The sequence below is a fragment of the Paraburkholderia steynii genome, assembly GCF_900100565.1.
In the GTDB taxonomy this organism is placed as follows: domain Bacteria; phylum Pseudomonadota; class Gammaproteobacteria; order Burkholderiales; family Burkholderiaceae; genus Paraburkholderia; species Paraburkholderia terrae.
Genome location: NZ_FNDI01000029.1, coordinates 71,564 through 84,813, shown reverse-complemented (window position 1 = coordinate 84,813; position 13,250 = coordinate 71,564). Strand labels below are relative to the sequence as shown.

Below are 13,250 nucleotides of genomic sequence, written 5' to 3'. Positions count from 1 at the left end.
ACGCGACGAAATCTATTAAACTTTCGTTACGTCACAAAACCCCGCGTTGGCGGGGTTTTTCTTTTTGGGCCGCCGAAATGGCAGTCGGCGGCAGAATCAGCAGGGCAGAGGAGATCATGAATCAGGCGATCAGGAGCGTCGAGTATGACCGTCCGCAGGGCGCGACCTGCGGTGTGGGGCAGGCTTGGGCGAAGGTGCCCGACGCACCGTCGACGCAGGAACGGCTCGCGCTGAAGGAGCGTATTCGCGGCTTGCTCAAGCGTGAAAAAGCGGTGCTCGTTGCGCACTACTACGTCGATCCGGAACTGCAGGAACTCGCGGATGAGACAGGCGGTTGCGTGGCCGACTCGCTTGAAATGGCGCGCTTCGGACGCGATCACGACGCGCAAACGCTGGTCGTTGCTGGCGTGCGATTCATGGGCGAAACCGCGAAGATTCTCAGCCCGAACAAGCGCATTCTGATGCCCGATCTGGACGCGACCTGTTCGCTCGATCTGGGCTGTCCTGTCGACGAATTTTCCGCTTTCTGCGATGCGCATCCGGACCGCACTGTCGTCGTCTACGCGAATACGAGTGCCGCGGTGAAGGCGCGAGCCGACTGGATGGTTACGTCGTCGATCGGGCTGGAAATCGTCGCGGATCTTCACGCTCGCGGCGAAAAGATCATCTGGGCGCCGGACCGTCACCTGGGCAGCTATATCCAGAAGAAGACGGGCGCCGACATGCTGCTGTGGCAAGGCTCGTGTCTCGTTCACGACGAATTCAAGGGCGTCGAGCTCGATCTGCTGCGCGCCGAATATCCGGACGCGAAAGTGCTCGTGCATCCTGAGTCGCCGGAAAGCGTGGTTGCGCAGGCAGATGTGGTCGGCTCGACGACGCAACTGATCGACGCCGCGAAGAACAGCAACGCGACACACTTCATTGTCGCGACGGACCTCGGCATCCTGCACAAGATGCGGCTCGCGGCGCCTGGCAAGACCTTCATCGAAGCGCCCACGGCCGGCAACAGCGCGACGTGCAAGAGCTGCGCGCATTGTCCGTGGATGGCAATGAACGGCTTGCGCAATCTCGCGGATGTGCTGGAGCGCGGCCACAACGAAATTTTCGTCGACCCGTCGCTCGGCGAGCGCGCGCGTTTGCCGATCGACCGGATGCTCGATTTCGCTGCGCGTCACAAGAAGCGCGTGCAGGCGAGCGGCGATCTCGCGCGCGATACGGCGCTGTTCTCTAACGTTGGAGCCGTTTGATGGGCGCGAATGACCAACTGGAGCCGAAGGACGCGGTATCGCCACTCTTTGCGGAAATCGAGGCGCAGTACGGCGAAGCGTTTGCTGCGGCGATCGCGCGCAACGTCAGCGATGCGCTTGCGGAAGACGTCGGCAGCGGCGATCTCACTGGCCTGCTCGTTCCCGCTGACGAAATGCGCGATGCGCGCATCATCGTGCGTGAGGCGGCGGTGCTGTGCGGCGTGCCGTGGTTCAACGAAGTGATGCGCCGCGTCGATCCACGCATCGACGTGCAATGGCGTTATCGCGAGGGTGACAGCATGGCGGCGGATTCCGTGGTGTGTACGCTGCGGGGCCCGGCGCGCTCGCTGCTGACGGCTGAACGCAACGGCCTCAACTTTCTGCAGATGCTGTCCGGCGTGGCGAGCGCGACGCGCAAGTTCGCCGATGCGATCGCGCATACGCATGCACGCGTGCTCGATACGCGCAAGACGCTGCCCGGCCTGCGTCTCGCGCAGAAGTACGCGGTGCGCGTGGGCGGCGGCGCAAACCAGCGTCTCGCGCTCTACGACGGCATCCTGATCAAGGAGAATCACATCGCGGCGGCGGGCGGCGTCGGCGCGGCGATGCAGGCGGCGCTCGCACTGAATGCGGGTGTGTCGATCCAGATCGAAGTCGAAACGCTCGAACAGCTGGAATCCGCGCTCGCGCATGGCGCGCAGTCGATTCTGCTCGACAACTTCTCGTTCGACATGATGCGCGACGCCGTGCGGATCACGGCAGGGCGCGCGGTGCTCGAAGTGTCCGGTGGCGTGAACTTCGATACGATCCGGCAGATTGCCGAGACGGGCGTCGATCGCGTGTCGGTTGGGTCGTTGACCAAGGACGTGCGGGCGACGGACTTCTCAATGCGCATCGTTTGATACGCCCCAGCTAAACGACTCAAGCAAAAGGCCATCGCCAGTCAGGCTGGCGATGGCCTTTTTTCATGCGCGTCGCGCGACGGCTACACGTTGCGGTTCGGCACGCGCTCCGGCGAAAGCACGGTGGGCAGCGCCTTGGGCAGCGGGTTCGGCCAGTCACGGCTGTAGTGCAGTCCGCGGCTCTCGCGCCGCGAACGCGCGCCTTCGACGATCAGCGACGCCACATCGACGAGATTGCGCAGCTCCAGCAAATCGCGGCTCACCTTGAAGTTCGCGTAGTACTCGTGGATTTCGTCGCGCAGCAACGTCAGCCGGTGTTTCGCGCGCGCGAGCCGCTTGTCCGTCCGCACGATGCCGACGTAATTCCACATCAGGCGGCGCAGTTCGTCCCAGTTGTGCGCGACGACCACTTCCTCGTCGGGATCGGACACGCGGCTCTCGTCCCAATCGGGCAGCGGCGCATGCACGGCCGCGCCGAAACCTTCTTCTTCGATCGCTTGCGCGGCCGAGCGGCCGATCACGAGGCACTCCAGCAGCGAATTGCTCGCGAGCCGGTTCGCGCCGTGCAGGCCGGTACACGACGTTTCACCGACAGCGTAAAGCCCGGCAAGATCCGTGCGCCCGGCGAGATCCGTGACGACGCCGCCGCACGTGTAGTGCGCCGCGGGCACGACGGGAATCGGCTCTTTCGTGATGTCGATGCCGAACTCGAGGCAGCGCGCAAGAATGGTCGGGAAGTGTTCGCGCAGGAATTCCGGCGGTTGATGGCTGATGTCGAGATACACGCAGTCGATACCGCGCTTCTTGATCTCGAAGTCGATCGCACGTGCAACGATATCGCGCGGCGCCAGTTCGGCGCGTTCGTCGTGAGCCGGCATGAAGCGCGTGCCGTCGGGCAGCTTAAGAATGCCACCTTCTCCTCTCACAGCCTCTGAGATCAGGAAGGACTTGGCGTAAGGGTGAAACAGACACGTTGGGTGAAACTGGATGAACTCCATGTTCGATACGCGGCAACCGGCCCGCCAGGCCATTGCGATGCCGTCGCCCGTCGCGGTGTCGGGGTTGGTCGTGTACAGGTAGACCTTGCCCGCGCCGCCCGTGGCGAGCACGGTATGTGGCGCCTCGATGGTGACAGTGCGGCCGCTAGCGAGGTCTAGCGCGTACAGGCCGTGACAGCGACGTCCCGGCAGGCCGAGCCGGTCCGAGGTGATCAGGTCGATCGCGTAGTGGTCTTCGAGCAGCGTGATGTTCGGATGCTGCCGCACGCGCTCGCTCAGCGTCGCGACGACGGCGTGGCCCGTGGCATCGGCGGCGTGGATGATGCGTCGATGGCTGTGGCCGCCTTCGCGCGTCAGGTGGAAGCCGAGCTCCGCGGCATCGTCCTTGGTGAATGGCACGCCCTGGTCGATCAGCCACTGGATCGCCTCGCGGCCATGCTCGACGATAAAGCGCGTCGCCGCTTCATCGCACAAGCCGCCGCCGGCGATCAACGTGTCGTCGACGTGGTTCTCGACGCTATCGGCCGAATCGAGCACGGCGGCGATGCCGCCTTGCGCCCAGTCGCTGGCGCCATCCGTCAGCGAACGCTTGGCGATCACGGCGACGCGCCGCGTCTGCGCGAGATTCAGCGCGACACTCAAACCGGCCAGTCCGCTGCCGACAATCGCTACATCGAAATTCATCTCCTCTCTCCGTCGTATTGCGCGGCCGGTGCGGCATGCGCCGCCTAGACCGTTCGATTGGGAAACCGAACAGCATACGCGTTGAAACCGTCGAGGAAAAGCTGACCGAACGGCGTAGGCTATTGCGCGCGCCGGAAGAGGGGAGGATTGCGAACAGGGCTACCGCGAAGCCGGTAGCCGGAAAACAAAAAGCCCCGCATGGTGCGGGGCTTTTTCGACAGGAAGAAGACCTGATTACTTGATCTTCGTTTCCTTGTACGCCACATGCTTGCGGACGACGGGATCGAACTTCATGATCTCCATCTTTTCCGGCATGTTGCGCTTGTTCTTCGTGGTCGTGTAGAAGTGACCCGTACCAGCGGTCGATTCCAGCTTGATCTTGTCGCGTGCGCCCTTGGCCATGATTTACTCCTTAGGCTTCGCCACGTGCGCGCAGATCTGCGAGCACGGTGTCGATACCGTTCTTGTCGATCAGGCGCAGGCCGGCGTTCGAAACGCGGAGGCGCACCCAACGGTTTTCGCTTTCAACCCAGAAACGGCGGTTCTGCAGGTTCGGAAGAAAACGACGCTTGGTCTTGTTGTTCGCGTGGGAAACGTTGTTGCCGCTCATCGGCGCTTTCCCAGTTACTTGGCATACGCGTGCCATGAGAGCACTCCTAATACGCTAATTCTGAGTTCGGAACGCCGTGAAGTTTCCCGGGAAAACATAAGAACCAAGCCGTAGCCGACTTAATCTCTCGCTTTCCGGAAAGGCCTTGAGGCTTCGGAACAGGGGTTGGAAAGAGGCAAACCGAAATTCTAGCAGAAAAAAAGCCGAAATATCAAACCTTATTTGCGACGGACAGGGCAGCCGCGCAACGCCGCCCGCGCCTTTTCTGCCGTGTGCTCATTGCGCTGAGGCTCATGGCCAGCCCGCGCGGGCGAAAGAAAACGTCTCGTTCGCGCCGATCACCAGATGGTCGATCAGTTGCACGTCGATCAGAGCGAGGGTGTCGCGCAGCACGCGCGTGAGTTGGCGGTCGCTGGCGCTCGGCTTGACGGCGCCGGACGGGTGATTATGCGCGACGATCAGGCTCGCCGCATTGACCGACAGCGTGCGCCGAACGATCTCGCGCGGGTATACGGCCATGCGCGTGAGCGAGCCGCGCGAGTTTTCTTCCGAACGGATCAGCCGGTGCCGCGTGTCGAGAAAGAGGCAGATGAACACCTCGTACGGCCGCGAGCCGATCAACAGCCGCAAATAGTCCTCGACGGCTTCGGGCGAGTCGATCAGCGGACGCTCGCGCATCTTTTCCGCGAGCGCGCGCCGCGCCATCTCCATGATCGCCAGCAATTGTGCGCGCTTGGCCGGGCCCACGCCGCGCACGCCGTCGAAGTCTTCGGGCGTCGCGTCGAGCATCGCGCGCAACGAGCCGAAGCGCTCCAGCAGCGAGCGCGCGACGTCGAAGACATTGTGGCCGGGTAGTCCGGAGCCGAGGACGAGCGCGACCAGTTCGGTTTCGGAGAGCGCCGCCGGTCCAGCCTCGAGCAGCCGCTCGCGCGGCATGTCGCGCGTCGGCCACGCGGGCTGCGGACGGCGTATCGGAGGCCTTTCTACCGCCGGGCGCGGCATGACTATCGTGTCGTTCATGGCAATGTCCTTCGAATTCTGGATGGTGCGGTGACGACGCGCCGCGCAGCAACGTTCCAGCCGGCTCGGGATATGTGGCTTACAATAGATCCTTTGCGCACGGCGCCCCCGGCATGGCTCGGGCACGCCATGCGCGCGACCCGCGCCGCTGCGTTTGTGCGCCGCGCGCCACGACCGAACGAGTACCGCATGAGCATCATCGACATCTCCGAAGTGAAACCCGGTTCGCACGTCACACTTCACTACCGGCTTTCGCTTGCCGATGGCGCCGAGATCGTCAGCACCTTCAACGACAAACCCGCTACGTTGCTGCTGGGCGCGGGCCAGTTGGCGCCGCCGCTGGAAGACATTCTGCTGGGATTGAAGGTGGGCCACCATTCGACCTTTCAGCTAGAGCCGGGTCAGGGATTCGGCCCGCGCAACCCGGAGCTGATCCAGCGCGTGTCGCTGGCCACGCTGCGCGAAAACGCGATGATCGGCGAGGATTTTTCTCCCGGCGATCTCGTCGAATTCAATGCGCCGGGCGGCGGTCGCTATGCCGGCGTGCTGAAGGAAGTGGGTGAAACTTCGGCTCTCTTCGATTTCAACCATCCGCTCGCCGGCCAGGCGCTGACGTTCGAAGTCAAAATCATCGGGATCCTGTAAACATGAGCATCACGGACACGACTCTCGCCGAAGCTGAAATCCTGCTTGCGCAGCCGCGCGGATTCTGCGCCGGCGTCGATCGGGCGATCGAGATCGTCGAACGCGCCATCAAGCTGTACGGTTCGCCGATCTACGTGCGTCATGAAATCGTTCATAACGCGTATGTCGTCGAAGACCTGCGCAAGAAAGGCGCGATCTTCATCGAGCAACTGGAAGAAGTGCCGTCGGGCAGCACGGTGATCTTCAGTGCGCACGGCGTGTCGAAGGCAGTGCGGGCCGAAGCCGACGAGCGCGGCCTGCGCGTGTACGACGCGACCTGTCCGCTCGTCACCAAGGTGCATATCGAAGTCGCGAAGATGCGCGCCGAAGGCTTCGACATCATCATGATCGGCCACAAGGGTCACCCCGAAGTCGAAGGGACGATGGGGCAGACGGCCGAAGGCATGTATCTCGTCGAAGATATCGCGGACGTGCAGGCGCTGCAGCTTGCCGACCCTGATCGCATCGCGTACGTGACGCAAACCACGCTGTCGGTGGACGACGCCGCGCAGATCATTGCCGCGCTGAAGGCGAAGTATCCGAACGTCAAGGAACCGAAGAAGCAGGACATCTGCTACGCGACGCAAAACCGCCAGGACGCCGTCAAGTTCATGGCGCCGCAGTGCGATGTGGTGATCGTCGTCGGCAGCCCGAACAGCTCGAACTCCAACCGGCTGCGCGAACTGGCCGAAAAGCTCGGCGTGCCTTCCTATATGGTTGACTCGCCGGATCAGATCGACCCCGCGTGGGTCGCCGACAAGCGCCGCATCGGCGTGACGGCGGGCGCGTCGGCGCCGGAAGCACTGGCTCAGGCCGTGATCGGCCGTCTGCGCGAACTGGGCGTGCGCAATGTGCGCGCGCTGGAAGGCATCGAGGAAAACATTGCGTTTCCGCTGCCACGCGGGCTCGGTTTGCCCGCCTGAAGACCTGTCCCCAACCAAAAAAGCGCGCCGCGGGCGCGCTTTTTTATTGCCTTCGCACCTCGCAAATCGTCATAAAAACGGTGCCATATCACCGAAAAACAAACCAGGGACGGTGTCGAGGCGAACATTCTTTTTGTTTTTCAGGGCGTAATTTGGGTGCATGAGACCGATCGCGCCCCGTTTTTCACCAGACAATTGCGTTGATGCGCGAACAATTGCACAAATACGGTGCATTTGACGACTAACATATTATTGAGACAGATAGATATGCCGAAGTCCGCAGCATCGGGCTCGCAGCGAAATCTCTGCAACATCTGATGCTGCAAGGCGTCAGCAGTGGTGCAACTGATGCACGAAAAACTGGCGCAACCAGGTTGCGATGATCGGCCGATAAGGGCCTCGCAGCACGGTTGCAATGCAGGAAAACCCTGCGCCTCCAACAATATTGCCCGTCGCAAAATTGGAGTTACAATGCGCGCGTTCTCAGGGCTTGAGCGCCTCGGAACGCCAGATTTAGCAAGGCGCAGGAGACCTATTTAATGCGAGTCAAGTTTGCTTGTGCCGTGTCCATCGCGGCCGCGGTTGCGATGTTGACCGCGTGCAGCAAAAAGAACGAAGGCGAGGCGGACAAGAGTGCGTCGGCAGCGGTGGCAGCGTCGGCGGCGAGCGCAAGCGAAGTGACTGTCGTGAAGATCGGTCATGCGGCCCCATTGACGGGCGGCATTGCACATCTGGGCAAGGACAATGAAAACGGGGCGCGTCTCGCTATTGAAGAGATCAATACGCAGGGGTTGACCATCGACGGCCGCAAGATCCAGTTGCAACTCGACGCGCAGGACGATGCGGGCGATCCGAAAACGGGCACGCAGGTCGCGCAGAAGCTGGTGGACGATCATGTAGTTGCCGTAGTCGGGCACCTGAATTCGGGTGTGTCGATTCCGGCCTCGAAGATATATAGCGACGCGGGCATTGTGCAGATATCGCCATCCTCGACGAATCCGGCCTATACGCGGCAGGGCTTCAAGACGACCTACCGGGTCGTCGCGACCGATGCGCAGCAAGGTCCGGCGCTGGCGAACTACGCGACGAAGTCACTCGGCGCGAAACGGATCGCCGTGGTCGACGACGCGACTGCGTATGGCAAGGGTCTTGCTGACGAATTCGCCAAGACGGCGGAGGCGGGCGGCGCGAAGATCGTCGCGCGCGAGGCGACCAATGACCGGGCCACGGATTTCCGGGCCATCCTCACAAAGATTAAAAGTGCCCAGCCGGACGCCATCATGTTCGGCGGCATGGATGCAACGGGCGGGCCGTTCACGAAACAGGCGGCGGCGCTCGGAATCAGGGCAAAAATCCTTGGCGGCGACGGCGTGTGTACCGACAAGGTAGGGGAGCTGGCGGGCAGTGCCGTTCAGAACCTCGTGTGTTCGGAAGCAGGTCTTGCGCTTTCGAAGATGGAAAGGGGAGCGGACTTCGAAAAGAAGTACGACGCACGCTTCCACACGCCGGTGCAGATTTACGCGCCGTTCACGTATGACGCTGTATACGTGATCGTCGACGCAATGAAGCGCGCCAATTCGATCGAGCCGCCCAAGGTGCTCGCTGCGATGCCCTCGACTGACTACACAGGTGTAATCGGTCACATCGCATTCGACGACAAGGGCGACCTGAAAGAAGGCGCAATTACGCTTTACGACTTCAAGGACGGCAAGAAAGCGGTCCTCGACGTCGTGAAGATGTAATGACGGGACGTACAGCCTGACGGCACCGGACCATCCGACGGTGCCGTTTTTGCATCCGCGTCGAGCGCGCGGGCCGCTGCAACCCGGTGGCTACAGACGCTCGACGAAGATAACCCTTACCGGTCTTTTACATCAGTACCCGCAGTGCCGTTGCGATTTGCGTGAAGCATCAGTGCCAACCGGCAAATGAAGAGCGCGAATCCAGTCGCACGGGCTAAGGAGCATTAAATGGATATTTTCATCCAGCAGGTTCTCAACGGACTGGTGCTTGGCAGCGTCTACGCCATCATCGCACTGGGCTACACGATGGTGTACGGCATTCTCGGCATCATCAACTTCGCGCACGGCGACATCCTGATGGTGGGGGCGATGGTTGCCCTGTCCTGTATCGGGGTATTGCAGAATCATTTCCCCGGTCTCGGCAATATACCGACGCTGTGTATCGCGCTGGTCATAGCGGCCATCGTCTGCGCGGCGGTGGGCTACACGATCGAGCGCGTGGCGTACCGGCCATTGCGCAAGGCACCGCGTCTCGCCCCGCTGATCACCGCGATCGGCGTGTCGATCCTGCTGCAGACGCTCGCGATGATGATCTGGTCGCGCAACCCGCTGCCGTTCCCGCAGCTCTTGCCGACCGATCCGCTGAACGTGATCAAGGCCACCGATACGACGCCGGGCGCCGTGATCTCGATGACTGAAATCGTGATCATCGTCGTCGCGTTCCTCGTGATGGCGGGCCTGCTGCTCCTCGTGCACAGGACGAAGCTCGGCCGCGCAATGCGCGCGATCGCCGAGAACCCGAGTGTCGCCTCGCTGATGGGCGTGAACCCGAACTTCGTGATCTCGGCGACCTTCATGATCGGCTCGGCGCTGGCGGCGCTGGCGGGCGTGATGATCGCGTCGGAATACGGCAACGCGCACTTCTACATGGGCTTCATTCCCGGCCTGAAGGCGTTCACGGCGGCCGTGCTCGGCGGTATCGGCAATCTCGGCGGCGCGATGGTCGGCGGCGTGATTCTCGGTCTGATCGAACAGCTGGGTGCCGGCTATATCGGCAACCTCACGGGTGGCGTATTCGGCAGTAACTACCAGGACGTGTTTGCATTCATCGTGCTGATCATCGTGCTGGTGTTCCGTCCGTCGGGCCTGCTTGGCGAACGTGTCGCGGACCGCGCGTAAGGGAAAGGAGCAAATACAATGACCTCAATTCAACCGATCGAGCCGTCCACGACGCTCATCCCTGAACGGAACCTGACGAAGACGCTGACGGTGGGCATCATCACCGCTGTGTTCGTGATCGCCGCGCCCTTCGTCATCGGCACCGCCGGCGGCAACTACTGGGTCCGCGTGCTCGACTTCGCGATGCTGTATGTGATGCTCGCGCTGGGTCTCAACGTGGTGGTCGGCTTTGCCGGCCTGCTGGACCTGGGTTACATCGCGTTCTACGCGGTGGGCGCGTACACGGCAGCGTTGCTGTCCTCGCCGCACCTGACGAGCCAGTTCGAATGGATCGCACATCTCGCGCCGGGCGGCCTGCACATGCCGTTCTGGATCATTGTGCCGTGCGCAATGGCAGTCGCTGCGTTCTTCGGTGTGATTCTCGGTGCGCCGACGCTGCGTCTGCGTGGCGACTACCTTGCCATTGTGACGTTGGGCTTCGGGGAAATCGTCCGGATCTTCCTGAACAACCTCGACCGTCCGGCGAACATCACGAACGGCCCGAAGGGCATCACGGGCATCGACCCCGTTCATCTCGGCGATTTCAGCCTCTCGCAGTCGCACTCGCTGTTCGGCCTGACGATTCCGTCGGTGTACTCGTACTACTACGTGTTCGTGCTGTGTGCGCTATTCGTGATCTGGGTGTGTACGCGTCTGCAGCACTCGCGTATCGGCCGTGCATGGGCCGCGATCCGCGAAGACGAAATCGCCGCGAAGGCGATGGGCATCAACACCCGTGACGTGAAGCTGCTCGCGTTCGCGATGGGCGCGTCGTTTGGCGGCCTGTCGGGCTCGATGTTCGGCATGTTCCAGGGCTTCGTGTCGCCGGAATCGTTCACGCTGCCGGAATCGATCGTCGTGCTGGCGGCCGTGGTGCTGGGCGGCATGGGCCACATTCCGGGCGTGATTCTCGGCGCGGTGCTGCTCGCCGTGCTGCCGGAATTCCTGCGCTCGACGATGGGTCCGCTGCAACACCTGATCTTCGGTCACGAAGTCGTCGACACGGAAGTGATCCGTCAGCTCGTCTACGCACTCGCGATGGTGCTGATCATGCTGTACCGCTCGGAAGGCCTGTGGCCGTCGCCGAAGCACGAGGACAAGATCGCGAAGATTGCCAAGCGCAGCAACAAGAAGCCGGTGCGCGCTTAACGGACAGGGAGCAGAAAACATGAGCGACAAACAAATCCGTCTGTCCGTGAAGGGCGTGAACAAGCGCTTCGGCGGTCTGCAGGCACTGTCGGATGTCGGCCTTCAGATCGAAGAAGGCACGATTTACGGTCTGATCGGCCCGAACGGCGCTGGCAAGACCACGTTCTTCAACGTGATTACTGGTCTCTACACGCCGGACTCGGGCGAGTTCAAGCTCGACGGCACGCCGTACACGCCGACGGCTGTGTATCAGGTGGCGAAGGCGGGCATCGCGCGGACGTTCCAGAACATCCGTCTGTTCGGCGGCATGACTGCGCTGGAAAACGTGATGGTCGGCCGTCACGTGCGTACGAAGCACGGTCTGCTGGGCGCCGTGTTCCAGACGCCGGCTGAGCGCAAGGAAGAGCGCGAGATCAAGGAACGCGCGCTGGAACTGCTCGAATACGTCGGCGTGCTGCAGTACGCGGACTACACGTCGCGTAACCTGTCGTACGGTCACCAGCGCCGTCTGGAAATCGCGCGCGCGCTTGCGACCGATCCGAAGTTGCTCGCGCTCGACGAACCGGCTGCCGGCATGAACGCAACGGAGAAGGTCGAGCTGACGAAGCTGCTCGACAAGATCCGCGCGGACGGCAAGACGATCCTGCTGATCGAGCACGACGTGAAACTGGTGATGGGCCTGTGCAACCGGATGACAGTGCTCGACTATGGCAAGGTGATCGCTGAAGGTCTGCCGCACGACGTGCAGAAGGACCCGAAGGTGATCGAGGCTTATTTGGGTGCGGGGGTCCACTGATGGCTACGGCAATGTTGAAAATCAAGGGCCTGCAGGTCAACTATGGCGGCATTCAGGCCGTCAAGGGTGTTGACCTGGAGATCGCGCAGGGCGAACTCGTTACGCTGATCGGCGCGAATGGCGCGGGCAAGACGACGACCATGAAGGCTATTACGGGCCTGAAGCCTTATTCGGCCGGTGATATCGAGTACATGGGCCAGTCGATCAAGGGCGTGCCGGCGCACGAGCTTCTGAAGCGTGGTCTCGCGATGGTGCCGGAAGGGCGCGGGATCTTCGCGCGTATGTCGATTGTCGAGAATATGCAGATGGGTGCTTATCTGCGTACCGATAACGAAGGGATCAAGAAGGACGTCGAGCGGATGTTCGGGTTCTTTCCTCGTCTGAAGGAGCGTGCGACGCAGCTGGCCGGTACGCTTTCGGGTGGTGAACAGCAGATGCTGGCGATGGCGCGCGCTGTGATCTCGAAGCCGAAGCTGCTGCTGCTCGACGAGCCGTCGATGGGGCTTTCGCCGATCATGGTCGAGAAGATCTTCGAAGTCGTGCGCGAGATTTCGAAGGAAGGCATCACCGTGATGCTCGTTGAGCAGAATGCTCGACTTGCCTTGCAGGCTGCGGATCGCGGGTATGTGATGGATTCAGGTACTGTCACCATGTCTGGCGACGCCAAGCAGATGCTTCATGATCCGAAGGTGCGGGCTGCGTATCTCGGCGAGTAACTCTCGCGGTTGGGTTTTTTTGTTTTAACGGGAAGGGCTGCACGTTCAGGCGTGTGGCCTTTTTTGTTTTGTCTCTTGGGTTTTGGTTTTGACTTCGTCTTTGCACTGGCACCCGCGGGTTGCCTTCGTGCTTCATGCGTTGCCGTTTGGTGTTTTTGGCCTTTGCGCTGGCATCCGCGTTTTGTTAGCGCGCTTCAAGCGTCGCCCCTGTGCGGGGCGGCACCTACTTTTCTTTGCCGCCGCAAAGAAAAGTAGGCAAAAGAAAGCGGCTCAAACCGCCAGCACGTGCTATTACCCACGGGCCCCTAACGGCCCCATCCTTCACACGGCAATGTCCTTCTTCGTGTGCGTTGCCAACGCTTCGAATGAGCGCCTCACCCACTTCAAACACCCACACAAGGGCCAGCGGCAGGGAATGGTTGCTGCCGCCCAGGTGGCAAACTGTGTGTAGGTTGTCGCGTCGTATAGCCTGGCGCTCTTACATGGTGGTGCGCGTGTATTATCGGCCCGAAGTGAAGCGTGTGTGCCTCTACGGCCTACACACAGTTTGCCACCTGGGCG

13 protein-coding genes are annotated in these 13,250 nt (G+C 61.7%); 9 read left to right on the top strand and 4 right to left on the bottom strand.

What is annotated here, in order from left to right; translation table 11 throughout:
* Positions 1-116 precede the first annotated feature (116 nt).
* Positions 117-1,247 carry a quinolinate synthase NadA gene (nadA, locus tag BLT65_RS36800; RefSeq protein ID WP_091787623.1) on the top strand — a complete coding sequence of 377 codons (1,131 nt, stop codon included), beginning with the start codon at positions 117-119 and terminating at the stop codon, positions 1,245-1,247.
* Positions 1,247-2,149, top strand: a complete 903-nt coding sequence (gene nadC / locus BLT65_RS36795) for a carboxylating nicotinate-nucleotide diphosphorylase (RefSeq protein ID WP_091787620.1) — start codon at positions 1,247-1,249, stop codon at positions 2,147-2,149. Before nadA ends, nadC begins: the two co-directional genes overlap by 1 nt.
* Positions 2,150-2,232: 83 nt before the next feature.
* Here the strand turns inward: nadC and nadB are convergent, their stop codons facing one another.
* The 4 genes from nadB to radC form a co-directional block, all read right to left on the bottom strand.
* Positions 2,233-3,831: an L-aspartate oxidase gene (gene nadB, locus BLT65_RS36790; RefSeq protein WP_042310550.1), complete on the bottom strand. Its 1,599-nt coding sequence runs from the start codon at positions 3,829-3,831 to the stop codon at positions 2,233-2,235.
* A 234-nt stretch (positions 3,832-4,065) separates the two neighbouring features.
* Positions 4,066-4,233: a 50S ribosomal protein L33 gene (rpmG, locus tag BLT65_RS36785; RefSeq protein ID WP_007586229.1), complete on the bottom strand. Its 168-nt coding sequence runs from the start codon at positions 4,231-4,233 to the stop codon at positions 4,066-4,068.
* 10 nt (positions 4,234-4,243) lie between these two features.
* Positions 4,244-4,477 carry a 50S ribosomal protein L28 gene (gene rpmB, locus BLT65_RS36780; RefSeq protein ID WP_007586227.1) on the bottom strand — a complete coding sequence of 78 codons (234 nt, stop codon included), beginning with the start codon at positions 4,475-4,477 and terminating at the stop codon, positions 4,244-4,246.
* Between the two features lie 255 nt (positions 4,478-4,732).
* A complete protein-coding gene (gene radC, locus BLT65_RS36775) occupies positions 4,733-5,443 on the bottom strand; it encodes a RadC family protein (protein ID WP_420852463.1) in 711 nt (236 codons plus the stop codon).
* A gap of 207 nt (positions 5,444-5,650) precedes the next feature.
* Here radC and BLT65_RS36770 point away from each other — a divergent pair, with 207 nt between their 5' ends.
* The 7 genes from BLT65_RS36770 (at position 5,651) to BLT65_RS36740 (ending at position 12,689) form a co-directional block, all read left to right on the top strand.
* A complete protein-coding gene (locus BLT65_RS36770) occupies positions 5,651-6,106 on the top strand; it encodes an FKBP-type peptidyl-prolyl cis-trans isomerase (protein ID WP_035987541.1) in 456 nt (151 codons plus the stop codon).
* A gap of 2 nt (positions 6,107-6,108) precedes the next feature.
* The gene (gene ispH, locus BLT65_RS36765) at positions 6,109-7,068 is read left to right on the top strand and encodes a 4-hydroxy-3-methylbut-2-enyl diphosphate reductase (RefSeq protein ID WP_042310461.1); all 960 of its coding nucleotides are present in this window, start codon (positions 6,109-6,111) and stop codon (positions 7,066-7,068) included.
* A 539-nt stretch (positions 7,069-7,607) separates the two neighbouring features.
* Positions 7,608-8,810 (top strand): branched-chain amino acid ABC transporter substrate-binding protein, encoded by a 1,203-nt coding sequence (locus tag BLT65_RS36760; protein WP_091787614.1) that lies wholly within the window; start codon positions 7,608-7,610, stop codon positions 8,808-8,810.
* Between the two features lie 228 nt (positions 8,811-9,038).
* Positions 9,039-9,989, top strand: a complete 951-nt coding sequence (locus BLT65_RS36755; protein WP_007586210.1) for a branched-chain amino acid ABC transporter permease — start codon at positions 9,039-9,041, stop codon at positions 9,987-9,989.
* An 18-nt stretch (positions 9,990-10,007) separates the two neighbouring features.
* Positions 10,008-11,177: an ABC transporter permease subunit gene (locus tag BLT65_RS36750; RefSeq protein WP_042310465.1), complete on the top strand. Its 1,170-nt coding sequence runs from the start codon at positions 10,008-10,010 to the stop codon at positions 11,175-11,177.
* Between the two features lie 19 nt (positions 11,178-11,196).
* Positions 11,197-11,973, top strand: coding sequence for an ABC transporter ATP-binding protein (locus BLT65_RS36745; RefSeq protein ID WP_007586207.1), 777 nt, complete (start codon positions 11,197-11,199; stop codon positions 11,971-11,973).
* Entirely contained in the window at positions 11,973-12,689 is a 717-nt protein-coding gene (locus BLT65_RS36740) for an ABC transporter ATP-binding protein (RefSeq protein WP_091787608.1), read from the top strand. Before BLT65_RS36745 ends, BLT65_RS36740 begins: the two co-directional genes overlap by 1 nt.
* The last annotated feature ends 561 nt before the right edge of the window (positions 12,690-13,250 follow it).